The sequence below is a fragment of the Pantoea nemavictus genome (genome assembly GCF_037479095.1).
In the GTDB taxonomy this organism is placed as follows: Bacteria; Pseudomonadota; Gammaproteobacteria; order Enterobacterales; family Enterobacteriaceae; genus Pantoea; species Pantoea nemavictus.
In genome coordinates this window covers 3,791,345-3,817,380 of the sequence record NZ_JBBGZW010000001.1, presented here as the reverse complement: position 1 = coordinate 3,817,380, position 26,036 = coordinate 3,791,345, and the positions used below count along the sequence as shown (strand labels likewise).

At 53.8% G+C, this 26,036-nt stretch carries 30 protein-coding genes; 20 read left to right on the top strand and 10 right to left on the bottom strand.

The window, feature by feature from the left end; genetic code table 11:
- The 3 genes from WH298_RS17595 to WH298_RS17585 are packed head-to-tail and all read right to left on the bottom strand — an operon-like array spanning position 1 to position 3,069.
- A complete protein-coding gene (locus tag WH298_RS17595; RefSeq protein ID WP_036621842.1) occupies positions 1-1,515 on the bottom strand; it encodes a sugar ABC transporter ATP-binding protein in 1,515 nt (504 codons plus the stop codon).
- Positions 1,515-2,114: a DUF2291 family protein gene (locus tag WH298_RS17590; RefSeq protein ID WP_007891540.1), complete on the bottom strand. Its 600-nt coding sequence runs from the start codon at positions 2,112-2,114 to the stop codon at positions 1,515-1,517. Before WH298_RS17590 ends, WH298_RS17595 begins: the two co-directional genes overlap by 1 nt.
- Positions 2,115-2,127: 13 nt before the next feature.
- A complete protein-coding gene (locus WH298_RS17585) occupies positions 2,128-3,069 on the bottom strand; it encodes a D-ribose ABC transporter substrate-binding protein (protein WP_007891538.1) in 942 nt (313 codons plus the stop codon).
- Between the two features lie 183 nt (positions 3,070-3,252).
- Between WH298_RS17585 and WH298_RS17580 the strand changes: the two genes are divergently transcribed.
- The gene (locus WH298_RS17580; protein ID WP_180823440.1) at positions 3,253-4,203 is read left to right on the top strand and encodes a sugar-binding transcriptional regulator; all 951 of its coding nucleotides are present in this window, start codon (positions 3,253-3,255) and stop codon (positions 4,201-4,203) included.
- Between the two features lie 78 nt (positions 4,204-4,281).
- Here WH298_RS17580 and emtA read toward each other — a convergent pair whose 3' ends face one another.
- Entirely contained in the window at positions 4,282-4,911 is a 630-nt protein-coding gene (emtA, locus tag WH298_RS17575; RefSeq protein ID WP_072093393.1) for a membrane-bound lytic murein transglycosylase EmtA, read from the bottom strand.
- A gap of 163 nt (positions 4,912-5,074) precedes the next feature.
- On the opposite strand from emtA, the gene ldcA reads away from it, so the two are divergent.
- A complete protein-coding gene (gene ldcA, locus WH298_RS17570; protein ID WP_180823438.1) occupies positions 5,075-5,998 on the top strand; it encodes a muramoyltetrapeptide carboxypeptidase in 924 nt (307 codons plus the stop codon).
- Positions 5,999-6,021: 23 nt separating this feature from the next.
- A complete protein-coding gene (locus WH298_RS17565) occupies positions 6,022-6,684 on the top strand; it encodes an MBL fold metallo-hydrolase (protein ID WP_180823437.1) in 663 nt (220 codons plus the stop codon).
- Position 6,685: 1 nt separating this feature from the next.
- Here WH298_RS17565 and WH298_RS17560 read toward each other — a convergent pair whose 3' ends face one another.
- Both WH298_RS17560 and WH298_RS17555 read right to left on the bottom strand, forming a co-directional pair.
- Positions 6,686-7,069 (bottom strand): hypothetical protein, encoded by a 384-nt coding sequence (locus tag WH298_RS17560; RefSeq protein WP_180823436.1) that lies wholly within the window; start codon positions 7,067-7,069, stop codon positions 6,686-6,688.
- Positions 7,070-7,232: 163 nt separating this feature from the next.
- Complete coding sequence (locus WH298_RS17555) at positions 7,233-7,412, bottom strand: hypothetical protein (protein WP_049851126.1); 180 nt, start codon at positions 7,410-7,412, stop codon at positions 7,233-7,235.
- A 199-nt stretch (positions 7,413-7,611) separates the two neighbouring features.
- Here WH298_RS17555 and WH298_RS17550 point away from each other — a divergent pair, with 199 nt between their 5' ends.
- On the top strand, positions 7,612-7,941 hold the full coding sequence (locus WH298_RS17550; protein ID WP_049851222.1) for a hypothetical protein: 330 nt from the start codon (positions 7,612-7,614) through the stop codon (positions 7,939-7,941).
- Between the two features lie 61 nt (positions 7,942-8,002).
- Positions 8,003-8,554 (top strand): hypothetical protein, encoded by a 552-nt coding sequence (locus tag WH298_RS17545; RefSeq protein ID WP_180823435.1) that lies wholly within the window; start codon positions 8,003-8,005, stop codon positions 8,552-8,554.
- A 26-nt stretch (positions 8,555-8,580) separates the two neighbouring features.
- Here WH298_RS17545 and WH298_RS17540 read toward each other — a convergent pair whose 3' ends face one another.
- The gene (locus tag WH298_RS17540) at positions 8,581-8,799 is read right to left on the bottom strand and encodes a DUF2767 family protein (RefSeq protein WP_422616036.1); all 219 of its coding nucleotides are present in this window, start codon (positions 8,797-8,799) and stop codon (positions 8,581-8,583) included.
- 182 nt (positions 8,800-8,981) lie between these two features.
- On the opposite strand from WH298_RS17540, the gene WH298_RS17535 reads away from it, so the two are divergent.
- Complete coding sequence (locus WH298_RS17535) at positions 8,982-9,230, top strand: CsbD family protein (RefSeq protein WP_007891510.1); 249 nt, start codon at positions 8,982-8,984, stop codon at positions 9,228-9,230.
- A gap of 54 nt (positions 9,231-9,284) precedes the next feature.
- Here the strand turns inward: WH298_RS17535 and WH298_RS17530 are convergent, their stop codons facing one another.
- Positions 9,285-9,482 (bottom strand): DUF6404 family protein, encoded by a 198-nt coding sequence (locus WH298_RS17530; RefSeq protein WP_007891509.1) that lies wholly within the window; start codon positions 9,480-9,482, stop codon positions 9,285-9,287.
- Positions 9,483-9,686: 204 nt separating this feature from the next.
- On the opposite strand from WH298_RS17530, the gene WH298_RS17525 reads away from it, so the two are divergent.
- The 3 genes from WH298_RS17525 to WH298_RS17515 all read left to right on the top strand — a co-directional run bounded on the left by WH298_RS17525 (position 9,687) and on the right by WH298_RS17515 (position 12,409).
- Complete coding sequence (locus tag WH298_RS17525) at positions 9,687-10,943, top strand: mechanosensitive ion channel family protein (RefSeq protein ID WP_180823434.1); 1,257 nt, start codon at positions 9,687-9,689, stop codon at positions 10,941-10,943.
- A gap of 180 nt (positions 10,944-11,123) precedes the next feature.
- The gene (locus WH298_RS17520) at positions 11,124-11,483 is read left to right on the top strand and encodes a GtrA family protein (RefSeq protein WP_007891506.1); all 360 of its coding nucleotides are present in this window, start codon (positions 11,124-11,126) and stop codon (positions 11,481-11,483) included.
- Positions 11,480-12,409 (top strand): glycosyltransferase family 2 protein, encoded by a 930-nt coding sequence (locus WH298_RS17515; RefSeq protein WP_180823433.1) that lies wholly within the window; start codon positions 11,480-11,482, stop codon positions 12,407-12,409. Before WH298_RS17520 ends, WH298_RS17515 begins: the two co-directional genes overlap by 4 nt.
- 83 nt (positions 12,410-12,492) lie before the next feature.
- Here WH298_RS17515 and icd read toward each other — a convergent pair whose 3' ends face one another.
- Positions 12,493-13,743 (bottom strand): NADP-dependent isocitrate dehydrogenase, encoded by a 1,251-nt coding sequence (gene icd, locus WH298_RS17510; protein WP_007891496.1) that lies wholly within the window; start codon positions 13,741-13,743, stop codon positions 12,493-12,495.
- Between the two features lie 131 nt (positions 13,744-13,874).
- Between icd and rluE the strand changes: the two genes are divergently transcribed.
- From rluE to WH298_RS17470, 8 genes are all read left to right on the top strand, one after another.
- Positions 13,875-14,513: a 23S rRNA pseudouridine(2457) synthase RluE gene (gene rluE, locus WH298_RS17505; protein WP_422616035.1), complete on the top strand. Its 639-nt coding sequence runs from the start codon at positions 13,875-13,877 to the stop codon at positions 14,511-14,513.
- A gap of 30 nt (positions 14,514-14,543) precedes the next feature.
- Positions 14,544-15,017, top strand: a complete 474-nt coding sequence (locus WH298_RS17500; protein WP_049851122.1) for an NUDIX domain-containing protein — start codon at positions 14,544-14,546, stop codon at positions 15,015-15,017.
- Between the two features lie 42 nt (positions 15,018-15,059).
- Positions 15,060-16,172: a tRNA 2-thiouridine(34) synthase MnmA gene (gene mnmA, locus WH298_RS17495; RefSeq protein ID WP_180823431.1), complete on the top strand. Its 1,113-nt coding sequence runs from the start codon at positions 15,060-15,062 to the stop codon at positions 16,170-16,172.
- Between the two features lie 36 nt (positions 16,173-16,208).
- Positions 16,209-16,850, top strand: coding sequence for a high frequency lysogenization protein HflD (hflD, locus tag WH298_RS17490; protein ID WP_049851120.1), 642 nt, complete (start codon positions 16,209-16,211; stop codon positions 16,848-16,850).
- A gap of 44 nt (positions 16,851-16,894) precedes the next feature.
- On the top strand, positions 16,895-18,265 hold the full coding sequence (gene purB / locus WH298_RS17485) for an adenylosuccinate lyase (protein ID WP_007885712.1): 1,371 nt from the start codon (positions 16,895-16,897) through the stop codon (positions 18,263-18,265).
- A 122-nt stretch (positions 18,266-18,387) separates the two neighbouring features.
- Entirely contained in the window at positions 18,388-19,056 is a 669-nt protein-coding gene (gene phoP, locus WH298_RS17480) for a two-component system response regulator PhoP (RefSeq protein WP_007885713.1), read from the top strand.
- Between the two features lie 3 nt (positions 19,057-19,059).
- Entirely contained in the window at positions 19,060-20,520 is a 1,461-nt protein-coding gene (gene phoQ, locus WH298_RS17475; RefSeq protein WP_007885714.1) for a two-component system sensor histidine kinase PhoQ, read from the top strand.
- 57 nt (positions 20,521-20,577) lie between these two features.
- A complete protein-coding gene (locus WH298_RS17470) occupies positions 20,578-21,699 on the top strand; it encodes a ribosomal protein uL16 3-hydroxylase (RefSeq protein WP_007885716.1) in 1,122 nt (373 codons plus the stop codon).
- 74 nt (positions 21,700-21,773) lie between these two features.
- On the opposite strand, the gene pepT is transcribed toward WH298_RS17470, so the two are convergent.
- On the bottom strand, positions 21,774-23,000 hold the full coding sequence (gene pepT, locus WH298_RS17465; RefSeq protein WP_007885720.1) for a peptidase T: 1,227 nt from the start codon (positions 22,998-23,000) through the stop codon (positions 21,774-21,776).
- A gap of 299 nt (positions 23,001-23,299) precedes the next feature.
- On the opposite strand from pepT, the gene potA reads away from it, so the two are divergent.
- Genes potA through potC form a run of 3 tightly spaced genes read left to right on the top strand, consistent with a single transcriptional unit; the run spans position 23,300 to position 26,026 of the window.
- A complete protein-coding gene (potA, locus tag WH298_RS17460; RefSeq protein ID WP_007885722.1) occupies positions 23,300-24,412 on the top strand; it encodes a spermidine/putrescine ABC transporter ATP-binding protein PotA in 1,113 nt (370 codons plus the stop codon).
- Positions 24,396-25,256, top strand: coding sequence for a spermidine/putrescine ABC transporter permease PotB (gene potB, locus WH298_RS17455; RefSeq protein WP_007885723.1), 861 nt, complete (start codon positions 24,396-24,398; stop codon positions 25,254-25,256). Before potA ends, potB begins: the two co-directional genes overlap by 17 nt.
- Positions 25,253-26,026: a spermidine/putrescine ABC transporter permease PotC gene (gene potC, locus WH298_RS17450; protein ID WP_180823429.1), complete on the top strand. Its 774-nt coding sequence runs from the start codon at positions 25,253-25,255 to the stop codon at positions 26,024-26,026. The genes potB and potC overlap by 4 nt, the downstream gene beginning before the upstream one ends.
- The last annotated feature ends 10 nt before the right edge of the window (positions 26,027-26,036 follow it).

Sequence of the window (26,036 nt, the reverse complement as noted above, 5' to 3'; positions counted from 1 at the left end):
TCAGAACCCTTGTGCGCTTGCTTTAACCAGCGCCGCCTCTTCCGCTTCAGCGCGCGGCAGGTCAGCAGTCAATTTGCCACCGGACATCACCATGATGCGGTCGGCAACGGCCATGATTTCTTTCAGGTCAGAGGTTGAGAACACCACCGCAATCCCCTGCTCCGACAGCTTCACCATCATGCGGAACACTTCCGCTTTGGCGCCAACGTCGATACCGCGACTCGGCTCATCCAGCAGCAGCAAACGCGGGTTGGTCAGCAGCGAACGGCCAATCACCACCTTTTGCTGATTGCCGCCGCTTAACGCGCTGATGGCGACGTCCGGCGAGGAGATTTTGATGGCCAGATTGCCCACCGTGCTGGCCACCACCTCGCGTTCGGCCTGCTCAGAGATCACCGTACGATGGGATAAGCGCCGCCACAGACTGGCGATGGTCAGGTTGCTCGCCACCGACGAGATGGGAAAAATGCCTGAGCGTTTGCGATCTTCCGGTACCAAACTCATGCCCATGCGAATACGTTCCGCGGTGGGAAGCCGCGTCGGCAGCGGTTTACTGTCAAGCCACAGTTTGCCTAGATAGCTGCGCTGGGTGCCGAGCAAGCACTCAAACAGCTCGGTACGACCGGCGCCCATTAAGCCGTAAATGCCGACAATTTCGCCGGAACGCACCTGAAAACTGACGTCATCGACCAGCGTGTTGCCGTTCGGGCTGACGCAGGTGATGTGTTCGGCTTCCAGCACCGGCGCGCCAAACTGCCGGTTCGGTGGCAGGAAGGTGTTAACCGGATCGCTGCCGAGCATTTCATGCACGATCCACGGTACGTCGATATCGCTCACCTGGGCTTCAGCCTGAAAACGGCCGTCGCGCAGAATGGTGATGACATCGCCAATCGCCATCAGCTCCTCCAGCCGATGCGAGATGTAGATGATGGAAACGCCCTGGCGCGTCAGTTCGCGGATCACCCGAAACAGGATCTCCACTTCGGTTTTGCTCAGTGCCGAGGTGGGTTCATCAAGGATTAAAATGTCGGCATCTTCCGCCAGCGCTTTGGCGATCTCCACCAGCTGCTGCTGGCCGACTTTGAGGTTGCCGACCTTCTCATCCGGTGAAATGGGTTGGTCGAGGCGCTGCATCAGCGCGGCGGTGCGGCGCTTCTGCTCAGCTTCGTTGATCGGACGTATGCCGTGCTGAATTTCGCGACCGAGAAAAATGTTCTCTGCCACGCTAAGGTTTTCGAACAGGTTAAGTTCCTGATGCACCATGCCGATGCCGTGGCGCGCGGCGTCACGCGTGCTGCTGAACGCCACTTTTTGTCCGTTAAGAAACATCTCGCCACTGGTCGGCTGCTGCACGCCGGCGAGAATCTTCATGAGCGTCGATTTACCCGCCCCGTTCTCGCCGATGATGACGTTGACTTTACCGCGCCATACGCGGTAATCCACGCGATCCAAGGCTAACGTGCCGGGAAACAGCATCGACATCTGATTGGCCTGCAGAATAATCTCGTCGCTCATCATGGATTCCCCTGCTGCAGCTGAATCGCCACCACATCGTCCACCGTGCCAGCGCCCATGCTGACCGCGAGTAGCGCCTGTGCTGGCTTACCCACCCAACTGGCATCCACCGCAGGCAGCTGCTTCACCGCATGGCGATTGAGCGCTTTGGTCAGTTGCGCGTATTGCACCTGATTGGTGAACTCTTCAAAACGGAAGCCGGCGGCATCGCGAATGGCATTGCCGCGCAGTACCGGGCCGATCAGCACCTTCACCGGCTTGCCGTTGATGGTCATGGTGAGGCTGCGCTCACGGTCGTTGCTGGTATCAAACGCCGTCACCGTGCCCGATGCGCGCACAAACACGCTTTCGCTGCCGCCCGCTTTGACGGTATGACTTTTGGTTTCCATATCTGCCCAGCTCAGCGCCTGCTTCTCTGCAGGCTGCTGCACGCGGCTGGCCCAGCTCGATTCGGCGATCTGCTGCGGTGTCTGATCGCGGTAACCCGGCTTAGCGTTAGGATCTTTCGGCATGATGGGATTGCCGTTGGCATCCAAATCCACCACGGTACAGGCGGCTAACATCAGCGTCAGCAGCGCGACCAGCACCTTGCCCTTCATGCCGACCGCCATCTTATTGCGCCAGCTTAAAGGTTTTCAGCTTCGAGGCATTGCTGTCATCAATAAGCACGCAATCCATCAGCTGCTTCTCTTCTTTCTGCGCTTTGCCGTTCTTCAGATAATAATCCACCTGTTCAACCGCCATCTGCGCCTGATCCCAGCCCGGCTGCAGCACCGTGGCTTTGATATTGCCTTTGTTGATGATGGAATCACGGGTGTAATCACTGCCGTCGAAACCCACGATAATTACATTGGTTTTACCCGCGGCTTTTAACGCCGCTTCCGCACCCAGCGCCATGGTGTCGTTACCGGAGATCACCCCGACAATGTTTGGGTTTTTCTGCAGGATGGTTTCCATACGACTAAAGGCTTCGGTCTGGCTCCAGTTGGCACTCTGCTGTGCCACCATTTTCAGATCGGGATAATCATCCAGCACATCGTGATAACCCTGCGAACGCACGCCCGCATTGGTATCAGACTCTTTCCCTAGCAGCTCCACATAATCGCCTTTGCCGTTCAGCAGCTTGGCGAACTTCTCCGCACCGAGCTGTGCGCCCTGATAGTTGTTGGAGACAATTTGTGCCACGGCGATGCCGGTTTTGTTGATTTCGCGATCGATGAGGAAGGTTGGAATACCGGCATCTTTCGCTTTCTGTACCGGTCCAACGGTGGCATCAGCGCCGGCATTATCAAGGATGATGGCTTTAGCTTTGCGCGCGATGGCGGTTTCGATCAGCTGGTTCTGCTTGTTGACGTCATCATCATGTGATGCCACCAGCGTGGTGTAGCCCAGCGCTTTGGCTTTTTCCTGCGCGCCGTCGGCTTCCGCTTTAAAGAACGGGTTGTCGTGCGAGGGCGTAATAATGGCCAGCAATCCCTTATCTGCCGCGAGCGACGCTGCCGATATCATCATGATTGAAGCAAGTAGAGAGACTTTGAGAACAGAGGCTTTCATTTGTTATCTCCGATTGAATATATATTCAATTGCGATTTTATATGCATAATGACTATGCGCTGCCTTTCTGAGCACGTCCATTGCGCGATCCTCAAAAAGCGAAAACGATCACAAAATGTTCTGCGTTGTTATTTATGGGCGGCTGATTAACAATACCAGGCAGGTTAAGAGAGAGAAAAAACCATGGCAAAACAGGATGAACAGCGGCTGATGGTGAAAATCGCCACGCTCTATTATGTGGAAGGCAGGAAGCAATCCGACATCGCGCAGCTGCTGAAGCTGTCGCAATCCTTCGTGTCGCGCATTCTCAATCGCAGCATAAAAGAAGGTGTGGTGAAGATCAGCGTGGTACCGCCCGCCAACGTGTTTCCCGAACTGGAAAAAGCCATTGAGCAGCTGTATCAACTGCCGCAGGTGATCGTGGTGGATGTGCCGGATCAGGCATCGGCTTTGCAGATTAAACAGGCGATTGGTTCCGCTGCCGCGCACTATCTGGAAACGCGTCTGCGTGCCGATGAGCTGATTGGCATTTCGTCCTGGAGCGGCACCATTCGTGCCATGGTGGATGCCCTGCATCCGCTGAGCGCGCCCTGTAAAGGCGTGATTCAGCTGCTGGGCGGCGTGGGCGCCAATGGCAACGTGCAGGCGACGATTCTGACGCAGAATCTGGCGGCGCTGCTGGATTGTCCAGCGTGGCTGCTGCCATCGCAATCGATTGAGCATTCGGTGCAGGATCGCCAGCGTTTGTCGGTTAATCCCGAGGTGGCGGTGGTACTGGAGAAGTTTGATCAGGTGGACCTGGCGATTGTCGGCATTGGCGATCTCGAGCCATCCGCCCTGCTACGTAACTCCGGCAACTATTACGACGGCGAGATGCTGCGCACGCTGGCCGAACGTGGCGCGGTGGGTGATATTTGCCTGCACTATTTCGATGCCGATGGTCAGCCGGTGCTGAGCGCGGCAGAAGATCCGGTGATTGGTATGGAGCTGGCGCAGGTTAAACGCTGTCCGCAAGTGGTGGCACTCGCCGGCGGCAAAGAGAAAGCGCAGGCGATTCGCGGCGCGTTACGCGGCGGCTATGTGCAGGTGTTGATTGTCGATTATCCGACGGCGAGATTATTGGCTGAGGGTTGATGTGGTGGGGTTGTTAGTCAGGTCGCTATGGTAGTGCGATTGTTGATAAGGTCGCCAGGAATGGCGACCTTATCAACATTACCCGATGGTGCGATACGCGGTGGTAACCTTCCACAAATAACGCGGGGCCTGCGCCGCCGGATGTTTGTTCTGGACGTGCTGGTAAAACTCATCCGGCGTCATGGAGTTGATCATCGCAATGGCACGATCGCGGTCGCGCGAGAAGGTGCGCAACAACGCCCCTGCACCGTTGGCGTAGGAAACGATGGTGGCATAACGCAGCGTCAGCGGATCGCGAATGCCGGCCAGCGCCGAGTCCTGCAGAATTTTCAGATATGCTGCACCGATATCGATGTTCTTCGCCGGATCGCGCAGCTCAGAAGAGGACGGCTGACCGTGGCGGCCTTGGGTGCGATAGACTTCGCGACCGGCGGTGGACGCCTTAATTTGCATCAACCCAACCGCATTGGAGCGGCTCACTACGGTGGGATTGCCTCCGGATTCGACACTAATAATGGCGCTGATTAACTTCTCATCAACGCCATAATGACTGGCGGCATCTTCGGTAAACATTGACCATGCATCATTCACTTTCGACGGCGGAGCCTGGGTTAACGGCGTATTCTTCTCGGGCAGTGCCGGTTTTTCCGGCTCACTTGAACAGCCCGCAAGCAGCAGTGCAGAAAGCATAAGTAGGCGAATTTTCACTGATTTTTGGTTCCGCAATAGGGTTGGCGCAAGCTATCATACCTGGCGCAGCGCGATGCAAAATTACCGTTTATCCTAAATCGATAAAAAACCTTATGCTACCGTGACTTCAATAACGCATTTCGACATCATCGGCAGGCCACTCTACAGCAGGATGGAAGTTATGGTTACTCCCCGCACGCTACGTCTCATCGCCCCTTCCGGCTATTGCCACAATCAGGACGCCGCCCAGCGCGCGGTCAGCCGTTTACAGGCCGCAGGCCATCACCTGCAGAATCAATCAGCGATTACTCGCCGCTATCAACGTTTTGCTGGTGATGATGTTGAGCGGTTGGATGATATCAATGGGTTGGCAACGCTGGAACATCTTCCCGATATCGTGCTGGCCGTACGCGGCGGTTATGGCGCATCACGGTTGCTCGATAAGATCGATTACATCGGCCTGCAGCGTCGATTGCTTAATCAGCCGGTGGCACTATGTGGACACAGCGATTTCACCGCTATTCAGCTGGCACTGCTGGCGCAAACTGGCCTGGTTACCTTCAGTGGGCCGATGCTGGCCGGTAACTTCGGCGCAGAGGCATTATCTGATTTTACCGAGGCACACTTTTGGCAAGCGCTAACATCACCTACAGTTAACCTAAACTGGCGCAGTGAAAGCCCGGATCAGGGCCGTTGGCAAGGTACGTTATGGGGCGGCAATTTGGCGATGATATGCTCGCTGATTGGTACGCCGTGGATGCCGCAAATTGAAGGCGGCATTCTGGTGATCGAAGATGTCAACGAGCACCCGTTCCGCATCGAGCGTATGCTGATTCAGCTGCAGCAGAGTGGCATTTTGCCGCGTCAGCAAGCGATTATCACCGGCAGCTTTACCAGTACCTCGCTGTCGGCTTACGACAATGGTTTTGATTTCGCCACCGTGTGGCAGCGCATGCGTGATGCGTACCAGATTCCGGTAATTAGCGATCTGGCTTTTGGTCACGATGCCGACACCGTGACGCTGCCGCTGGGTGCCAGCGCCACGTTGCAGATTGAGAATGGAGAAGCACAGTTCGCCTTCACCGGCCACCCGACATTGCGCTAACGTTTTGCCGCAGGAGACCGACAATGAAGCCACTGTACGACGACTTGTGGATCTCCACGCCCGAATTCCCCGCCGAAGAGACGGCAAGCGATTTGATGATGCACGGCTTTATGCTGCGCCATCCGCGCGGTAATTTGCTGATTGGTCGCGTGGAGCATCCGCTCGACCACGAATTCCTCGACGAGGCTGGCGGGGTTATCCGCCACTATTTCACGCACTGGCATGAAGCGGCACCGGGCGCGATAGCCATTCAGCAACGCTTTAATAGCGCAATCTACTGCCATAGCCGTTCGCTTGGGCCGGTTAGCTTAGTGATTGAGCCTGACGAAACCTTCACGCAGCACGAGACGCACTTCGGCGATTTTCACCTATTGCCCACGCCGGGCCACACGCCCGGCAGCAGCAGCTATCTCTATCACTCTCCGCTCGGCCATACTTATCTGTTTGTCGGCGATACCTTGACCCGCGACTACCATCGCTGGATCAGCGTGCTGATGCCAGAGAGTAATCCCAGCGAGTTGCAGCAGTCGCTGGAGCTTTACCGCTCATTGCGGCCTGATGTGGTATTGATGAGCACCACGCGCGGACATCTTTCGTGGGCGAAGGTGAATTTACAGAGCTGGCTGGCCGCCATTGATGAGGCGGAACAGTCGCCGCTGGATTTGCGCCAGCGGCAATTGATTTGAATCAGGAGTTCGGGCGCGCGCTGTCGTCGTAACGTTCCAGTGAAAGAATCTGCGCATCGCGCTTCTCCGTGCGGCTGCACGGCAGCAGCTTATTGCTGTCGGCATAGACAAAGAAGGTTTCATCGTTGTTTTTATTGACGATTAACTGATCGCCATTACGAAAACGGGTGATGGCAACTTTATCTCCCCCTTTCAGGCTGGTGCGCTGCTGCCCGGCGGCAATCTGGAAATGGCGCGTCGGCCACATCAAGGTGCTTAAGCCATATTCGGCACGCGATACCGTCATGGTGGGACGGCCGGGACAGGTGATTTGATATTCGGTTTCGCTCCAGGCGGGCGCAATCTGACAAGCCAGCACGCCAACGGCCATTACTATCGCCTTCATTGGATTCTCCGCTGAGGTTACATGATGATTTCGTTGGGATTTTCTTGCTCGGAGGGTAACACAAATTAATCGCTAATGGCATTGCTGCTGCGGCTAGCCGTATCAACCGCGCAGCAGCAATGCTATCAAATGGACAGCGTGATCAGATTACCAGCAGTGAGAATCACTCAGCGGCCACCTGCGCGGCCACTAACATCAATGCCAGCCCAGCCTCTTCGGCTTCAAAACGCTGCATCACTTCCTGGATGGCCGCTACACAGCTCATAATCTGCTTTTTTTTGTCGGCTTCTAATTTGTCGATCGCGTGCTGAAGAATCATTAAACTCGCTTCTTCTTCTTTCATTCATTTACCCTTGTTTTGCTTACCTGGTGCGCAACGCTGGCAAGAATAACGTTTATCTGCTACTAAAGTCACCCCCTTACATTCCTTCCGCTTAACGATTATACAAATGACAAATGGGAAGCAGCGTCAGACCTGCTATGATCCACTTATCAGTACGCATTGGCGTGCCATGGCAAACCAGGGAATGAAGCAGGTGCTCATGTGGCGAATCACGGTTGTACTCACCCTTTTAGTTTTAGCTGGCTGCAGTTCGGCACCCAAAGGTGTCGACTGTCCGGGCGACGTGTCGACGATTTATGGCCAGTCAATGGGCAATACTCAGGCACGAATTTTTGATTTGGTGAGCGCGTTTGCCGTCTCCCGCGATGGGGTAAAAGTCCAAAGCGGCACGCTGCACTCTACCGATCGCTTCCAGTATGTGCCCTCGGCGATTACCGCTGAAGGTTTCTATGCGCAACGCCTGTCGGATAAACAGTTCCGCCTGATCAATCCCTACCAGAACACCATGATCACCTGGACGTGCCCATAAGCCGTGCGCCGTCGCGCGCGATGGTTTATTCTCCGGCTATCTTACGTTACGGATCGGCTTTATGGAAAAGTGTCTGGATAACAACGGCTATATCGATTTCCCCTTCCCTGCCAGCACCAATGCAGATGGCTCAGTCAACCCGTGTGGATTTGACCTCACGCTGGAAACCACGCGGATTGATGAGATTGCCGCCGGGCAACATTCAGAAAATTTGCGCCGTCTGCTGGAAGAGGTGAATTTACAGGATGGTCTGTTTATGACGCTGGCCTGCGACTGGCAGCAGCGTGAAGACGGGGTATGTGGTTTTATCGATGTGGCGTTTCGCCCGACGCTAGCAAGCGCCAGCAGTGAAGAGACACAAAGTCTCGATCAGGCGTTTGAGCTCTACCTCAGCCGCCAGGAAAAACAGCACAGCATGCAGAGTGGCACGCTAATCAATTACGCGCGCGCCGTGCTCGATTGGAGCTGGTCACCGCTGCATCAGCGTCATATACGCTACGAGAAGGTCACCTTGCGCTATTACTGCCAGCAGGCCGACGATGCAGAATGGTGTTTTGATCATCTGCGACACTTTTTGGTCAGCTGGTATCCCGCCTATCGGGGAAAACAGTAATCGTTTTTATGCCTAATTAGGCCGCACTAAACGGATGGCGTGCTCCAGCATGCGCTGTTCATCCCGCTCAGCATGCGCTGTTCATCCCGCTCATCATGCGCTCGCTGATGGCGAGTGCGCTGCAGCAGCGTGGTGATCTCCTCCCGCCGGGTCTCATGCCCCAGTTCGGTTAATACAATTACGGCATCGCCGATCACCCGGCACACTTCATCATAATCGTCTTCATTCAGCACATCGCGTTTCATGATTCCTCCCGTTTAAAAGGGTCCGTTTGGCGTGCAGAAAAGTACACTTGAGCACTTTTTAGTCTGGGCAGAATTTTCGCGTACTGCAAATTGCTGTTACAACCTTTACCGCTGCGTCATTTGCCGACTGCAGTTTCTCTGACTACGCTAAGTAAGACATTCACCACTATCAGGGAGTTATCATGAGCGACAAAGCGGAAGCAAAATTGAATGAAGCGGCAGGTGCCGTCCAGGAAAAATTTGGCGAATTCACCGGTTCACGCCGTCAGCAAGCTAAAGGCGCGGCGCGTCGCTATCCGGCTCAGGCCAGCTATGCGGTTCAGGATGCAGCGGATTGTGTGGTGAAATCGGTACGCGATAATCCCGCGACCGGTCTGGCTGTTGCAGCCAGCATTGGTGTGATTGTCGGTTTTCTGCTCGGACGGAAATAATCCGTCAAAACGGGGCCGCGCTGGCCCCGTTCTTCATGTTTTGTGGGATGATAATCAAACCTGCGCTCGCCGCGCCTTATAGCGCGCTACCATGGTCATCAGCGCCTGATAAATTAAACCTGCATACAAGCTCATCACGATCACCATGCCAATCTCTTTGCCTTGTGCCTGCCATGAAACAAACCACATGAAAATGCCCCACAACAGCGAAAACAGCAGCCAGCCTTTGACGAACTTGATCACACCTTGCATACCACCTCCTCAATCGTAAGCGCTGAAGATAACGGTTTAATCGCTATGACACACGGCTGTTAACGTTTAAATGCTAGCAGTTTCAAATTTCTGTGAAAGGGATTGTAAACCCGCAATGATGTTGAATATTGCGCACGCGTCGCATATCGCCGACCGCGCATTTATGTTTGAATTCCCGCCAATACTGTCCGGCACGTGGTTGAAATGACTTATTTAAGTAATATCCAAAATTTTATTGAAGGCAATACGGTGTTGTCTGCCGCATTTAGCCTGTTGTTACTGATGTTTGCCGGCATGATTGCGCATCTGATCTGCAAATTCTTCATCGTTAAAGTCGTCAGAAAGGTGTTCTTCAGCACGCATAAAAATCAGGTGCCGCTCGATAAGGACGTGCGACTTTCGGAGAAACTCTCCAACTTTATTCCGGTCATTACCGTCTATTATCTGCTGCAGTTTATGCCGGATTTGCCCGAGCATCTGTTGATAGCGATAAAGACCATCTGCGGCATTCTGTTCTTCGTCTATTTATCGTTGTTCTTTACCGAAGTGCTGGAGATTGTTAATAACTCTTACTCCAAAAAAGCCAAGCGCAAGAATCATTCAATCAAAGGCTATATTCAGGTCGGTAAGATTCTGGTGCACATTATTTCGGCGATCATGATTTTAGCGATTATGTCGAATAAGTCGCCGGTGATCATTATCTCCAGTTTAGGTGCCGTGGCTGCGGTATTAATGTTGGTGTTCCAGCATACGTTGATGTCGCTGGTAGCCAATATTCAGGTATCTTCGAACGATGTTTTGCAACTCGGTGACTGGATCGAAATGCCGGACAACGGCATCAGCGGTGAAGTGATCGATATCGCGCTGCACACCATCACCATACGCAACTGGGATAATACGCTGTCGCGCATCCCGACCAAAAATTTCCTCACCGAAACCTACACCAACTGGCAGGCGATGTTCTCCTCCGGCGCACGCCGCATTATGCGCAGTTTTCATCTTGATCAGATGTCGATACGTTTTCTCGACCATGACATGGTGCAGCAGATGAGCCAGATCCGTGGCGTCAGTGAGCAGCTTTCGGCATTGATGGATGGCCGCGACAGCAATGCGGTGGGCGAACGCTGGTTTGCTGAAAACGGCATCACTAATCTGACCGTGTTTCGTAAATACCTGACGGCGTGGCTGTCGCAGCGGGACGATATTAAGAAGGATATGTATATCGTGGTGCGCGCGATGAAACCGTCGCCTGAAGGGCTGCCGGTGGAGGTCTATTGCTTTACCTCGTCAGTGCTGTGGGTGGATTACGAGAACTCCCAGTCGGCCATTTTCGAATATATCTATGCCATTGTCGGTCAATTTTCGCTGCGGATGTATCAACATCCCGGCGGCAGCGATTTCTGGCGACTTTCTCAGGAGCGTGCGCAGCAGACAACCTCCCATGAGCAGCAAGTCGACTAATCTGTCGATAAACAACGGGAGCCAGTGGCTCCCGTTTTTTTTCTGACCCGTTGCGCGGCAATACCCCTTGCAGATGTATAGCGTGTTAATCGCTGACTCTCCCCCACAGATTAATTTTCCATCTGTAGCATAGTTGTCTACGCTAAGTAACAACGAAACCCTCCTGGACAAACTTTCAGAATGTTAAAAATATTCTCCAGATTTTTTTCAGTTGGGATCATCAACACGCTGATTCATTGGGTGGTATTCGCGCTAATATATTCTCAACACGTTAGTCAATGGCTGGCAAACTTCATTGCTTTCAGCGTTGCCGTAACATTTTCATTTTTTGCTAATGCAAAATGGACGTTCAAAACCCAAATAACGCCTTTTCGTTATGTCATGTTTGTTGCTTTTATGGGGGCTATGGCCGCCGGTATTGGCTTGCTGGCCGATCATACTCATATCAACCCGTTCATTACGCTTGTTACTTTCTCGGCTATAAGCCTCATATTCGGCTTCATCTATTCAAACTTTATCGTTTTTAGGGTGAACAAATGAAAATTTCCCTCGTTGTTCCCGTATTTAATGAAGAAGATACCATTCCCCTATTTTATAGAGCTGTGAAAGAAAAACTCTCCTCCTACAATGTTGAGATTGTTTTTGTTAATGATGGCAGCACGGATCGAACAGAACACATCATTCAGTCGTTGAAGGAGAAGGATGAGTCAATTTTGTCGGTTACCTTTATTCGCAACTTCGGTAAAGAACCGGCTTTGCTAGCGGGGATTGAGCATGCAACCGGCGATGCGGTGATCCCGATTGATGTAGACCTGCAGGATCCAATAGAAGTCATTCCCTTGCTAATCGAAAAATGGCAGGAAGGATGGCCGATTGTTCTGGCTAAACGCATTGATAGAAGCAGTGACAGCTTTTTTAAACGCCAAACCGCCAGCTGGTTCTACAAACTCCATAATGTGATCAGCTCACCAGAGTTAGAAGAAAATGTGGGAGACTTTCGTTTACTTTCCCGTGCTACGGTTGAAAATATAAAGCGGTTACAGGAACACAATCTCTTCATGAAAGGGATTTTAAGCTGGGTTCAAGGCGATGCAGCGATAGTCACTTATAATCGCTCTGAGCGTGTTGCAGGTAAGCCTAAGTTTAACGGATGGAAACTGTGGAATTTGGCACTTGAGGGTTTCACCAGCTTCTCAACATTTCCATTAAGAGTGTGGAGCTATATTGGCTTCTTTGTGGCGTTCTTATCATTCATTTATGCAATTTGGATGATTATCGATAAGTTGGTGTGGGGGAATGCGGTAGCCGGTTATCCTTCAATATTAGTTTCAATACTCTTTTTAGGGGGTGTACAGCTAATAGGCATCGGAGTATTAGGTGAATATATCGGCAGGATTTATATTGAATCAAAACATAGACCACGATATATAAAAAAGGATGCGAATGATAAACATGATGTTAAATAACTTTAAAGCCTTTATTTTTAATATTAACCCAATGAAAAACGGGAGCCATTGGCTCCCGTTATGCTTTCTGCCTGAGCGGCAAATTACATGTTGCTGATGATCGCGTCACCAAACTCTGAACATTTCAGCAGTTTAGCGCCGTCCATCAGACGTTCGAAATCGTAGGTCACGGTCTTGTTAGCGATAGCGCCTTCAACACCTTTCACGATTAAGTCAGCAGCTTCGAACCATTCCAGATGACGCAGCATCATTTCTGCAGACAGAATCACTGAACCTGGGTTCACTTTATCCTGACCAGCATACTTCGGTGCTGTACCGTGCGTCGCTTCGAACAGCGCACATTCGTCACCGATGTTCGCGCCTGGTGCGATACCGATACCACCAACCTGTGCCGCCAGGGCATCAGAGATGTAGTCACCGTTCAGGTTCATACAGGCGATCACGTCGTATTCAGCTGGACGCAGCAGGATCTGCTGCAGGAAGGCATCGGCGATCACGTCTTTAACGATGATCTCTTTACCGGTGTTCGGGTTTTTGAACTTCATCCACGGGCCGCCATCGATCAGCTCGCCGCCGAACTCTTCTTTCACTAACTGGTAGCCCCAGTCTTTGAAAGAGCCTTCGGTGAACTTCATGATGTTGCCTTTGTGAACCAGGGTCAGAGAATCACGATCGTTGGTGATGGTGTACTCAACCGCTGCGCGCACCAGACGTTTGGTACCCTCTTCCGAGCATGGCTTAACGCCGATACCGCACTGCTCTGGGAAGCGAATTTTCTTCACGCCCATCTCTTCACGCAGGAACTTGATCACTTTGTCCGCTTCTGGCGTGCCCGCTTTCCACTCGATACCCGCATAGATATCTTCTGAGTTTTCGCGGAAGATCACCATATCGGTCTCTTCTGGACGCTTAACCGGGCTTGGCGTGCCTTTGTAGTAGCGAACCGGACGCAGACAGACGTACAGATCCAGCTCCTGGCGCAGCGCAACGTTCAGGGAGCGAATACCGCCACCGACTGGGGTCGTCAGCGGGCCTTTGATGGCAACGCGGTATTCTTTGATTAAATCGAGGGTTTCTTGCGGCAGCCAGACATCCTGGCCATAGAGTTCTACTGATTTTTCGCCGGTATAAATTTCCATCCAGGAAATTTTTCGCTCGCCGTTGTAGGCTTTCTTCACAGCGGCATCAACCACTTTCAACATTACCGGGGAAACATCAACGCCGATACCGTCACCTTCAATGTAAGGAATAATCGGGTTATTCGGAACATTCAGTTTTCCCTGATCCAGGGTGATTTTTTGACCTTCCGCCGGAACAACTACTTTGCTTTCCATCAACCTCTCCTTCGAGCGATTTTTTGTTAATGATTTGTAAGATGCGGGTCAATACTACTTGATTATTTCCGCTACGCCAATCACCGTAGTTTCGCGCTATAATGCGCCGAATGTTTCCGACTGCAAAGCTCATGCGAAAAACTTCTCAACGATTTCACCAGGATAAGCGCGCAAGCGCCCCGGCACGCAAGCCCGTGCGCCGCGATACCCGCCCGAAAGGCCCAAGACGCGTCATACTCTTTAACAAACCTTTCGATGTTTTGCCGCAATTTAGTGACGAGGCCGGACGCCGGACGCTGAAGGATTTTGTACCGGTCAGCGAGGTTTATGCCGCGGGCCGCCTCGATCGCGATAGCGAAGGTTTGATGATTTTAACCAACGACGGCGCGCTGCAGGCGGCGCTGACGCAGCCCGGCAAGCGCACCGGAAAAATCTATTTTGTGCAGGTGGAAGGTGCGCCGCAGGAATCAGATTTATCCCTGTTACGTAGCGGCATTACGCTGAACGATGGTCCAACCTTGCCGGCAGGCGTCGAGTTAGTGGCTGAGCCCAAGTGGCTGTGGCCGCGCCAGCCGCCGATTCGCGAGCGCAAAGCGATTCCCACCAGCTGGCTGCAAATCACGCTGTTTGAGGGACGTAACCGGCAGGTGCGCCGCATGACGGCACATATTGGTTTTCCCACGTTGCGCCTGATTCGCTTTGCGATGGGTGAGCACCAGTTGGGCGATTTGGCGCCGGGCGAATGGCGCGATATCAGCGCCACCATTTAATAACTTTTAGTTAACAATTCCGGAGGAAGGATGTTTAAACCTCATGTAACGGTCGCCTGTATTGTGCAGGCTCAGGGACATTTGCTGGTGGTTGAAGAGCGGGTGCACGGCCGTATTACCTGGAATCAACCTGCCGGACACCTTGAGGCCAATGAAACTATTCAGGAAGCCGCGCAGCGCGAACTGTTCGAAGAGACCGGTATTGATGCTCAGCCCGAGTATTTTCTCGGCGTGCAACAGTGGATTGCGCCGGACGATACACCTTTTGTGCGTTTCCTGTTTGGTCTCGATCTGGCCGAAAAAGTCGAAACGTCGCCGCACGATCGTGACATTGATTGCTGCTGGTGGCTGCCGCCAGAGCAGATTCTGACGGCCAATCGCCTGCGTTCGCCGTTAGTCGCAGAGAGCGTACGGTTGTGGCAACAAGGCGCGCGTTATCCGCTGCATCTGGTCGCGCCGTTCCAGTGGCCGTTTCATGAGGGTGCGCGCCCCGCTTCTGCATGATAGAATGCGCCGCCTGTTTTTATCGTAATTTAAGAGTGCGTGATGTCTGACAACAGCCAGAAAAAAGTGATCGTCGGGATGTCCGGCGGCGTCGATTCTTCCGTTTCCGCCTGGTTACTGCAACAGCAGGGCTATCAGGTTGAAGGCCTGTTCATGAAGAACTGGGAGGAAGACGACGGCGAGGAGTATTGCACCGCCGCCGATGATCTGGCTGACGCACAAGCCGTGTGTGACAAACTCGGCATCAAACTGCACAAAATCAACTTCGCCGCTGAGTACTGGGATAACGTGTTCGAACACTTCCTGGAAGAGTACAAAGCGGGACGCACGCCGAATCCCGACATCCTGTGCAACAAAGAGATCAAGTTCAAAGCCTTCCTCGAATTCGCGGCGGACGATCTCGGCGCAGACTATATTGCCACCGGCCACTATGTGCGCCGCCAGGATGTTGAGGGCCAAAGCCGCCTGTTGCGCGGCCTCGACGGCAATAAAGATCAGAGCTACTTCCTCTATACCCTGAGCCACCAGCAGATTGCGCAAAGCCTGTTCCCGGTCGGCGAACTGGATAAGCCGGAAGTACGCCGTATCGCTGAACAGCTCGACCTGATCACCGCGAAGAAGAAAGATTCCACCGGCATCTGCTTTATTGGCGAACGCAAGTTCCGCGATTTCCTTGGCCGCTATCTGCCCGCTCAGCCGGGTGAAATTGAAACCGTTGACGGCGACATTGTCGGTGAGCATCAGGGTTTGATGTATCACACGCTCGGCCAGCGCAAAGGGTTGGGGATTGGCGGTCGTAAAGAGAGCAATGACGATCCCTGGTACGTGGTCGATAAAGATGTGGCACGCAATCGCCTCGTGGTGGCGCAGGGCGCCGAACATCCGCGTCTGATGTCGGTGGGCTTGATGGCCCAACAGCTGCACTGGGTCGATCGCCAACCAATCACCGCTCCGTTGCGCTGCACGGTGAAAACCCGCTATCGCCAGACTGACATTCCGTGCGAAATCATTCCGCACGGCGACGACCGTATTGAAGTCCGTTTTGACGAGCCGGTAGCGGCGGTCACGCCAGGCCAATCCGCCGTGTTTTATCTCGGTGAAGTGTGCCTCGGCGGCGGCATTATCGAACAACGCCTGCCTCTGGCAGAAGCCTAAGGTCGGCGCTGCCCGACGCGATGACAGGAGTTAAGCGTGGCTAAGAACTATTATGAGATTACGCTGGCGCTGGCGGGTGTCTGCCAGGCGGCCCATGTGGTGCAGCAACTCGCGCAGCAGGGCCAGTGCAATAATGCTGCCCTGAATGTGTCGCTGCGCAGCCTGATTGATCTCAATCCCGGTTCGACGCTGGCGGTGTTTGGCAACGATGAAGCCAACCTGCAGCCAGGATTAGAGACCTTGATGGCGGTGCTCAACAGCAGTAATCGCCAAGGCGCCAGCGCAGAACTGACGCGCTATACCCTGAGTATGATGGTGCTGGAGCGTAAGCTGCACGGTAATAAAACCGCGATGAATACGCTGGCACAACGCATTAGCCAGCTTGATCGCCAACTGGCGCATTACGAGCTGGAATCGGACACTATCACCAGCGCCATGGCCGGGATTTACGTGGATGTGATCAGCCCATTAGGCCCACGCATTCAGGTCACCGGTTCGCCGCAGGTATTACAGAATTCACAAGTGCAGAGTAAAGTGCGCGCCGCCCTGCTGGCCGGCATTCGCTCTGCGGTGTTATGGCAGCAGGTTGGCGGTGGCCGTCTGCAGCTGATGTTTTCGCGCCAGCGTCTGCTGAGCGAAGCCAAAACCATTTTATCCCGCCTGGGCCCGGCGTATTAAGCGCCGCCCCGGCATCATTGTTAAACGATTCAGGAGTTGCACTGATGGAATTATCCTCTCTGACCGCCGTTTCACCTGTCGATGGTCGTTACGGCGATAAAGTCAGCCCACTGCGCGCCATTTTCAGCGAATTCGGTCTGCTGAAATTCCGCGTTGAGGTTGAGGTTCGCTGGTTACAAAAACTGGCTACGACTGTAGAGATCAAGGAAGTTCCTGCATTTGATGCCGACGCAAACGCTTTCCTTGATGCGATTGTCGCCAATTTCAGCGAAGAAGACGCTGCACGTATCAAAACCATCGAGCGCACCACCAACCACGACGTAAAAGCCGTGGAGTATTTCCTCAAAGAGAAAGTGGCCGATGTTCCGGCGCTGCATGCGGTGTCTGAGTTCATCCACTTCGCCTGCACCTCTGAAGATATCAATAACCTCTCCCACGCGCTGATGCTGGAAACCGCACGTCGCGAGGTGATCGTGCCGTTCTGGAACCAGCTCATCGATGCCGTAAAAGGGTTGGCGCACGAGTATCGTGACATTCCGCTGCTGTCGCGTACCCACGGCCAGCCGGCAACGCCGTCAACCATGGGCAAAGAGATGGCAAACGTGGCGTACCGTCTGGAGCGCCAGCTGCGTCAGCTCAGCAAGATTGAAGTCCTCGGCAAAATTAACGGCGCGGTTGGCAACTACAATGCCCACATCTCCGCTTATCCGGAAGTGGACTGGCACCAGCTGAGCGAGCAGTTTGTCACCTCACTGGGCATCACCTGGAACCCGTACACCACGCAGATCGAGCCGCACGACTACATCGCCGAGCTGTTTGATTGCATCGCACGTTTCAACACCATTCTGATCGACTTTGATCGTGATATCTGGGGCTATGTAGCGCTCAATCACTTCAAACAGAAAACCATCGCCGGTGAAATTGGTTCTTCAACCATGCCGCATAAAGTGAACCCGATTGACTTCGAAAACTCCGAAGGCAACCTCGGTCTGGCTAACGCGATGATGCAGCATCTGGCCAGCAAACTGCCGGTTTCACGCTGGCAGCGCGACCTCACTGACTCTACCGTGCTGCGTAATCTCGGTGTCGGCATCGGCTATGCGCTGATCGCTTATCAGGCGACGCTGAAAGGCATCTCTAAGCTGGAAGTGAACCGCGATCGTCTGCTGGATGAACTGGATCACAACTGGGAAGTACTGGCCGAGCCAATTCAAACCGTGATGCGCCGTTACGGCATTGAGAAGCCGTACGAGAAGCTGAAAGAGCTGACGCGCGGTAAACGTGTTGATGCCGCAGGCATGCAAGCGTTCATCGATAGCCTTGCGTTGCCGGAAGAGGAAAAAGTGCGTCTGAAGCAGATGACGCCAGCCAACTACCTTGGCCGTGCGATTCAGATGGTTGATGATTTGCAGTAAATCTCAACAACAGGCGTGTTCAATGTTGGGCACGCCTCTATTAACAAACGTTGATCTCTTGTTTAGCTGGCTTCGCATATACTTTTCTCCATCATTATTGAGTCGGAAGCTAAGGAAATACTATGCGTGTTCTGGTTGTGGAAGATAACGCGCTGTTGCGCCATCACCTCGCCGTGCAGCTGCGTGAAATGGGCCATCAGGTCGATGCCGCAGAAGATGCCAAAGAAGCAGATTATTTCCTGCAGGAGCACATGCCCGATATCGCCCTTGTCGATCTGGGGTTGCCCGACGAAGATGGCATGTCGTTGATCCGTCGCTGGCGCACCGATGCCGTACGTCAACCGATTCTGGTATTGACCGCCCGCGAAGGCTGGCAGGCAAAAGTCGAAGCGCTGGAAGCCGGTGCCGACGACTACGTCACTAAACCTTTCCATATTGAAGAAGTCGCGGCGCGTCTGCAGGCGCTAATGCGTCGTAACAGCGGCCACGCGTCACAGATTATTTCCATGCCGCCGTTCCAGGTCGATCTGTCACGCCGTGAGCTAACGGTGCAGGATCAACCGGTAAAACTTACCGCTTTCGAGTACACCATCGTTGAAACGCTGATTCGCAACGCGGGTAAAGTGGTGAGCAAAGATTCACTGATGCTGCAGCTCTATCCGGATGCGGAACTGCGCGAGAGTCACACCATTGATGTGTTGATGGGTCGCCTGCGTAAAAAAATTCTCTCGCTCTATCCGACCGAAGTGATTAACACCGTGCGCGGCCAGGGTTATCGCTTTGATCTCTGATTTATGACGTGGTTAAAACGCTTTCGCCCCTTCTCGTTACGCGCCCGTTTCCTGCTGGCAACGGCGGCGATCGTCCTGTTTTTATCGCTCTCCTACGGCATGGTTGCCGTCGTGGGTTATGTAGTTAGCTTCGATAAAAATACCTACCGCGTGATGCGCGGCGAAAGCAATCTGTTCTTCACGCTGGCGCAGTGGCAAGACGACAAGCTCACCATCGCCCAGCCAGAGCGCATGACGCTCAACTTCCCCACGCTGGTATTTATCTACGATGAACACGGCAAACTGCTGTGGCAGCAGCGTGACGTGCCGGACATCCGCAAAAAGATTCGCCGCGAATGGCTGCTCAAGCCCGATTTTTACGAAATCGACACCAGCAATCGCACCAGCATGGCGGCGATGGGCAACAATCCACAGGCAAAAGAGCGGCTGCATGCGCTGGATAGTGACAGCAACGATACCTTTACTCACTCGGTAGCGGTCAATCGTTACGATGCCACCACCAACCTGCCGGCGCTGACCATCGTGGTTGTCGACTCAATTCCGCAGGAGTTGCAGCATTCCGATGTGGTGTGGTCGTGGTTTAGCTATGTGCTGGCCGCCAACCTGCTGCTGGTGATCCCGCTGTTGTGGCTGGCGGCGCACTGGAGTTTACGACCAATTGGCGATCTCACCGCGCATGTGCGCGAGCTGGAAACCGGCCAACGCGAGAATCTCGATGATAATCCGCCGCAGGAGTTGCGCAGCTTGGTACGCAATCTCAACCTGCTGCTGACCAACGAACGCCAGCGCTATACGCGCTATCGCACCACCCTGTCGGACGTGACGCACAGCCTGAAAACCCCGCTGGCGGTGCTGCAGAGTACGCTACGCTCGTTACGCAGCGGCAAAGAGTTAACCGTGGAACAGGCGGAACCGGTGATGCTGGAGCAGATCAGCCGCATCTCCCAGCAGATTGGCTATTATCTGCATCGCGCCAGCATGCAGGCCGATCACAATCCGCTGCAGCGCGATTTGCATTCGGTTTCGGCGCTGCTCGACAGCCTGTGTTCGGCTCTCAACAAGGTTTATCAGCGTAAAGGCGTGGCGATCACCCTGGATATCTCTCCCGAGCTGACCTTTATCGGCGATAAAAATGACTTTATGGAAGTGCTCGGCAACGTGCTGGATAACGCCTGCAAATACTGCCTGGAGTTTATTGAAGTCACCGCACGCCAAACCGACAAAACTCTGCATCTGTTTATTGATGATGATGGCCCGGGCATTCCAGAAAGCAAACGCGATCTGATCTTCGTGCGCGGTCAGCGCGCCGATACGCTACGTCCCGGCCAGGGATTAGGTTTGGCCGTGGTGCGCGATATCCTCGAACAGTACGCCGGTCAGGTCATCGCCACCACCAGCCCGCTTGGCGGCGCGCGGATGGAAGTGATTTTCCAGCGCCAGGAAGTCGAGCATCACCGCGAGTAGAAAGGGACGCGGGCTGTTATACTTGCCATCATTCTTTGCAGCAAACGGACTCCGCATATGGACTATCAGCTCGACATCAACTGGCCCGACTTTATTCAACGCTACTGGCAGAAACGCCCGGTGGTGCTTAAACGGGGTTTTAAAAACTTCGTCGATCCTATTTCTCCTGACGAGCTGGCCGGTCTGGCAATGGAAAATGAGGTGGATAGCCGTCTGGTTAGCCATAACGAAGGCAAATGGCAAGTTAGCCACGGCCCGTTTGAAAGCTACGATCATCTCGGTGAGAGCAACTGGTCGCTGCTGGTGCAGGCAGTCAACCATTGGCATGAGCCTTCGGCTGCACTGATGCGCCCGTTCCGTTTCCTGCCCGACTGGCGCGTTGACGATCTGATGATCTCCTTCGCCGTGCCGGGCGGCGGCGTGGGCCCGCATTTCGACCAATATGATGTGTTTATCATTCAGGGCACCGGCCGTCGCCGCTGGCGCGTGGGTGAAAAAGTGCCGTTGAAACAGCACTGCCCGCATCCAGATCTGCTGCAGGTTGAACCGTTTGACGCCATCATTGATGAGGAGATGGAGCCGGGCGATATTCTCTATATTCCGCCTGGATTCCCGCACGAAGGCTATTCGCTGGAGAACGCCATCAACTATTCGGTGGGCTTCCGTGCACCGAACGGTCGCGAGCTGATCAGCGGTTTTGCCGATCACATGCTGGCTAACGAATTGGGCAGCTATCGCTACAGCGATCCGGACGTGCCGTCACGTGATTGCCCGTCGCAAATTTTGCCGTCGGAGCTGGAAGGCATCCGCAAAGTGATGATGGATGTGATCAACCAGCCAGAGCAGTTTAATCAATGGTTTGGCGAGTTTATTTCTCAGTCGCGTCATGAGTTGGATGTCGCTCCGCCGGAGCCGCCTTATCAGCCGGATGAAATTTACGATGCATTGCAGCAAGGCGATGCGCTGACGCGTCTTGGCGGCCTGCGCGTGTTGACCATCGGTGATGCGGTGTTTGTGAACGGTGAATCAATCAGCTGCAACCATCCGCAGGTGCTGGCGGCATTGGCGCACAATCATGTGCTGACGCTGGAAGATTTTGGCGATGCGCTGGACGATCCGTCAATGCTGGCGCAGCTGGCGGCGCTGGTTAATAGTGGGTATTGGTTCTTCGGCGAGTAAGTTGGTGTTACGGCCGCCATGAATGGCGACCCTCAAATGTTATAGGGTGCGCATTTATGCGCACCTGATTACTGTCACTTTTTCTGCCCCGCCAACTCAGCCAGCCGCACAATCACCTCTACTGACTGCGCCATCACGTTGAGTGAGGCGAACTCGTGCTTGCCGTGATAGTTGTAGCCGCCGGTGAACAGGTTCGGACATGGCAACCCTTTCCATGACAGCGCAGATCCATCGGTACCGCCGCGAATCGGTTTAACGTTCGGTTCAATGCCACAATCGCGCATCGCCTGCAGCGCCAGCTCAATAATGTGCGGATGCGGTTCGACTTTCTCACGCATGTTGCGATAGCTATCGCTGATCTCCACCTTCACTGAACATTCGCTTTGCAGCCCCTGGCTCACACGCTGGCCAATCTCTTCCAGCAGCTGCTTGCGCTGGGCATAGCTATCCGCGTCGAAATCACGAATCAGATACATCAGTTCGGCATGCTCAACCGTGCCTTTGATGGTGTGCAGATGGAAAAAGCCTTCGTAGCCATCGGTATACTGCGGCTTCTCTTTTGCTGGCAGCTCCGCGTGGAAGCGCATCGCCAGATCCAGCGCATTGACCATCACATTTTTAGCGCTGCCCGGATGGACGTTATTGCCAGTGATCTTGACCATCGCCGTGGCGGCGTTAAAGTTCTCGAATTCGAACTCGCCGAGATCGCTGCCATCCACGGTGTAGGCCCAATCGGCGGCAAAACCTTCCACGTCAAAGTGCGACGCACCACGGCCAATCTCTTCATCGGGGGTAAATGCCACCCGAATTGCACCGTGCGGAATATCACTGTTCGCCAGACGCGCCATCGCCGTCATGATCTCGGCGATGCCGGCTTTGTCATCGGCGCCGAGCAGGGTTTTACCGTCGGTGGTAATCAGCGTATGGCCAATCAGCTTATGCAGGATTGGGAACATCACCGGCGACAGAACTTCATCGCCGTTACCCAGCGCAATGTCACCCCCGCGATAGTTTTCAATAATCTGCGGATTAACGTTTTTGGCGGTAAAATCCGGTGACGTGTCCATATGCGAAATAAAGCCGATTACCGGAGTGGCCCAGTCGACATTCGCCGGTAAGGTGCCCATTACGCAGCAATGGTCGCTTAAAGAGACATCAACAAAGCCCAGCGCAATAAGTTCTTCCTGTAATTGACGCGCCAGCGCCCACTGCCCTTCACTGCTTGGCACCTGTCGCGCCTGAGGTTTTGACTGAGTTTCTACTGCGACATAACTGAGAAAACGCTCAAGTAATTGATCCATCTGTCATCCCTCTTAAGAACCTGCGTCATTATCATGGTGGCCTGGAGCCCCCATGTTGCGTCAAATCATTATCCTTCAGGTTAGCTCTCTCAGCGTGAAATGCGCTGAAAATTCACTCACCGTCGCCTGTACGACTTGCCCGTTACGCATACTCCGGCATTTTTCAGAGTTTTCAAGGTAAATCCGTGGCAAAACATGGCATTGACGCTTTTTTGCGGTATCATCGCGCCCTTCATCACAGCAAGCTGGCACCAGCGGCTATGCTGTAACCTGATTCACCATCAGACTGAGTGACTAAAATGACGCAAACACGCGATCTCGCGCTGGTTACGCTTTCTGGCATCAGTAAAGCTTTCGATGGCAAAACCATCATCTCTGACTTCGATCTGACCATCCGTCACGGCGAATTCATCACGCTGCTCGGTCCGTCCGGCTGCGGTAAAACCACCATTTTACGCCTGATTGCCGGACTGGAAGATGCCGATTCCGGACATATCATTCTTGATGATAATGACATCACCGATCTGCCAGCCGAACATCGCCACATCAATACGGTATTTCAGAGTTATGCGCTGTTTCCGCACATGTCGGTATTTGAAAACGTCGCCTTTGGCCTGCGCATGCAGAAAACCCCAGCCGCCGAGATCACCACACGTGTCAACGACGCGCTGGCGATGGTGCAGCTAGAGAGCTTTGCCGATCGGCGTCCGCATCAGCTCTCCGGCGGGCAGCAACAGCGTGTAGCGATTGCGCGTGCGGTGGTGAATCGCCCGAAAGTGTTGCTGCTGGATGAGTCGCTTTCGGCGCTGGATTATAAGCTGCGTCGCCAGATGCAAAACGAGCTGAAAGCGTTGCAGCGCAAGCTTGGCATCACCTTTGTGTTTGTCACCCACGATCAGGAAGAAGCGCTGACCATGTCCGATCGCATCGTCGTGATGCGCGATGGCCGCATTGAGCAGGACGGCACGCCGCGTGAGATTTACGAAGAGCCGGCTAACCTGTTTGTGGCGCGCTTTATTGGCGAGATCAACGTGTTCGATGCCGAAGTGCTGAATAGCGAAAAGGCGCCCACTATCCTTGCGCGCGTTGAAGGGCGTGAATGTGAGCTGCAGTGTGATTTCCCGGTTAACGCCGGCGATAAGCTGCATGTGCTGCTGCGTCCGGAAGATCTGCGCGTGGAAGAGATCGATCATGACAGCCGCAGCGATAACCTGATCGGCTACGTCCGTGAGCGCAACTACAAAGGCATGACGCTGGAATCCACCGTTGAACTGGAGAACGGCAAGCTACTGACGGTGAGCGAGTTCTTTAATGAAGACGATCCCGATTTTGACCACTCGCTGAACCAGAAAATGGCCGTCAGCTGGGTAGCGAACTGGGAGGTGGTGCTGCCGTATGAAACGGATGCGTAACCGTCTACAGAAAGTGATTGTGCTGCTTATCGTCAGTTGGTTGACGCTGTTTGTGCTGCTGCCCAACCTGATGATCTTCGCCACCAGCTTCCTGACGCGCGACGATGCGCATTTTGTCAGCATGGCCTTCACCCTGAATAACTATACGCGGCTGCTCGATCCGCTGTACGCCGATGTGCTGCTGCACTCGCTGAACATGGCGTTTATCGCCACGCTCTGCTGCCTGCTGCTCGGTTACCCGTTTGCCTGGTGTCTGACTAAACTACCGGCGCGCCTGCGTCCGCTGATGCTGTTCCTGCTGATTGTGCCGTTCTGGACCAACTCCTTGATCCGCATCTACGGGCTGAAAATCTTTCTCAGCACGCGCGGCTGGCTCAATGAGTTTTTGCTGTGGCTCGGGGTGATCGATAAACCCTTTCGCATTATGTACACCTCGGAAGCGGTGATATTGGGGCTGATCTACATTTTGCTGCCGTTTATGGTGCTGCCGCTCTACTCCAGCCTGGAAAAACTGGATAAATCCTGCCTCGAAGCGGCGCGCGATCTCGGTGCCAATAAAGTGAAAACCTTTCTGCGCATTATTTTACCGCTCACCATGCCGGGCATTGTTGCGGGTTGTCTGCTGGTGTTTATTCCGGCGATGGGCCTGTTCTTTGTTGCCGATTTGCTGGGCGGCGCGAAAAACCTGTTGATTGGCAACGTGATCAAAAGTCAGTTCCTGAATATCCGCGACTGGCCGTTTGGCGCGGCCACCAGTATTGTGATGACGCTGCTGATGGGCTTGATGCTGCTGGCCTACTGGCGCGCGGCGCGTATGCTGAACAGCAAGGTGGAGCTGCAATGATGGTGCGCTGGTTACGCGGCGGCTTTATGGCCGTGATTTACGCCTGGTTTTACATCCCGATCATCATTCTGATCGTCAATTCCTTCAACAGCTCGCGCTTTGGCATCAACTGGCAGGGTTTCAGTACCCAGTGGTATCGCCTGTTGATGAATAACGACAGCTTGATTCAGGCGGCGCAGCATTCGCTGATCATGGGCGTGCTGTCGGCCAGTTGTGCCACAATTATCGGCTCGCTGACCGCGGTTGCACTCTATCGCTATCGTTTTCGCGGTAAACCCTTCGTCAGCGGCATGCTGTTTGTGGTGATGATGTCGCCCGATATTGTGATGGCCATTTCGCTGCTGGTGCTGTTTATGCTGTTGGGCATTTCGCTTGGTTTCTGGTCGCTGCTGTTCTCACACATCACCTTTTGCCTGCCGTTTGTGGTGATCACCGTCTATTCGCGCCTGAAAGGTTTTGATGTGCGCATGCTGGAAGCCGCTAAAGATCTTGGCGCCAGCGAAGTCACCATTTTGCGCAAAATTCTGCTGCCGCTGGCGCTGCCCGCTGTCGCGGCGGGCTGGTTGCTGAGCTTTACCCTGTCAATGGACGACGTGGTGGTTTCGTCATTTGTCACTGGCCCGAGTTTTGAAATCTTACCGTTAAAAATTTATTCGATGGTCAAAGTTGGCGTGTCACCCGAAGTGAATGCGCTGGCGACGATTTTGCTGCTGCTGTCGCTGCTGTTGGTGGCGCTCAGTCAGCTGTTGCTCCGAGATAAAACTAAATAGAGGATAATCG

Coding starts and splice junctions, on each gene's coding strand:
- icd (WP_007891496.1), bottom strand. CDS start 13,743: ATGGAAAGCAAAGTAGTTGTTCCGGCGGAAGGTCAAAAAATCACCCTG.
- pepT (WP_007885720.1), bottom strand. CDS start 23,000: ATGGATCAATTACTTGAGCGTTTTCTCAGTTATGTCGCAGTAGAAACT.
- potC (WP_180823429.1), top strand. CDS start 25,253: ATGATGGTGCGCTGGTTACGCGGCGGCTTTATGGCCGTGATTTACGCC.
- ldcA (WP_180823438.1), top strand. CDS start 5,075: ATGGTTACTCCCCGCACGCTACGTCTCATCGCCCCTTCCGGCTATTGC.
- WH298_RS17590 (WP_007891540.1), bottom strand. CDS start 2,114: ATGAAGGGCAAGGTGCTGGTCGCGCTGCTGACGCTGATGTTAGCCGCC.
- WH298_RS17530 (WP_007891509.1), bottom strand. CDS start 9,482: ATGCAAGGTGTGATCAAGTTCGTCAAAGGCTGGCTGCTGTTTTCGCTG.
- WH298_RS17525 (WP_180823434.1), top strand. CDS start 9,687: ATGACTTATTTAAGTAATATCCAAAATTTTATTGAAGGCAATACGGTG.
- phoQ (WP_007885714.1), top strand. CDS start 19,060: ATGACGTGGTTAAAACGCTTTCGCCCCTTCTCGTTACGCGCCCGTTTC.
- rluE (WP_422616035.1), top strand. CDS start 13,875: ATGCGAAAAACTTCTCAACGATTTCACCAGGATAAGCGCGCAAGCGCC.
- WH298_RS17585 (WP_007891538.1), bottom strand. CDS start 3,069: ATGAAAGCCTCTGTTCTCAAAGTCTCTCTACTTGCTTCAATCATGATG.
- WH298_RS17550 (WP_049851222.1), top strand. CDS start 7,612: ATGTGGCGAATCACGGTTGTACTCACCCTTTTAGTTTTAGCTGGCTGC.
- phoP (WP_007885713.1), top strand. CDS start 18,388: ATGCGTGTTCTGGTTGTGGAAGATAACGCGCTGTTGCGCCATCACCTC.
- WH298_RS17540 (WP_422616036.1), bottom strand. CDS start 8,799: ATGAAACGCGATGTGCTGAATGAAGACGATTATGATGAAGTGTGCCGG.
- potA (WP_007885722.1), top strand. CDS start 23,300: ATGACGCAAACACGCGATCTCGCGCTGGTTACGCTTTCTGGCATCAGT.
- WH298_RS17470 (WP_007885716.1), top strand. CDS start 20,578: ATGGACTATCAGCTCGACATCAACTGGCCCGACTTTATTCAACGCTAC.
- WH298_RS17520 (WP_007891506.1), top strand. CDS start 11,124: ATGTTAAAAATATTCTCCAGATTTTTTTCAGTTGGGATCATCAACACG.
- WH298_RS17500 (WP_049851122.1), top strand. CDS start 14,544: ATGTTTAAACCTCATGTAACGGTCGCCTGTATTGTGCAGGCTCAGGGA.
- mnmA (WP_180823431.1), top strand. CDS start 15,060: ATGTCTGACAACAGCCAGAAAAAAGTGATCGTCGGGATGTCCGGCGGC.
- potB (WP_007885723.1), top strand. CDS start 24,396: ATGAAACGGATGCGTAACCGTCTACAGAAAGTGATTGTGCTGCTTATC.
- WH298_RS17580 (WP_180823440.1), top strand. CDS start 3,253: ATGGCAAAACAGGATGAACAGCGGCTGATGGTGAAAATCGCCACGCTC.
- WH298_RS17565 (WP_180823437.1), top strand. CDS start 6,022: ATGAAGCCACTGTACGACGACTTGTGGATCTCCACGCCCGAATTCCCC.
- WH298_RS17535 (WP_007891510.1), top strand. CDS start 8,982: ATGAGCGACAAAGCGGAAGCAAAATTGAATGAAGCGGCAGGTGCCGTC.
- WH298_RS17555 (WP_049851126.1), bottom strand. CDS start 7,412: ATGAAAGAAGAAGAAGCGAGTTTAATGATTCTTCAGCACGCGATCGAC.
- WH298_RS17515 (WP_180823433.1), top strand. CDS start 11,480: ATGAAAATTTCCCTCGTTGTTCCCGTATTTAATGAAGAAGATACCATT.
- WH298_RS17560 (WP_180823436.1), bottom strand. CDS start 7,069: ATGAAGGCGATAGTAATGGCCGTTGGCGTGCTGGCTTGTCAGATTGCG.
- purB (WP_007885712.1), top strand. CDS start 16,895: ATGGAATTATCCTCTCTGACCGCCGTTTCACCTGTCGATGGTCGTTAC.
- WH298_RS17595 (WP_036621842.1), bottom strand. CDS start 1,515: ATGAGCGACGAGATTATTCTGCAGGCCAATCAGATGTCGATGCTGTTT.
- WH298_RS17545 (WP_180823435.1), top strand. CDS start 8,003: ATGGAAAAGTGTCTGGATAACAACGGCTATATCGATTTCCCCTTCCCT.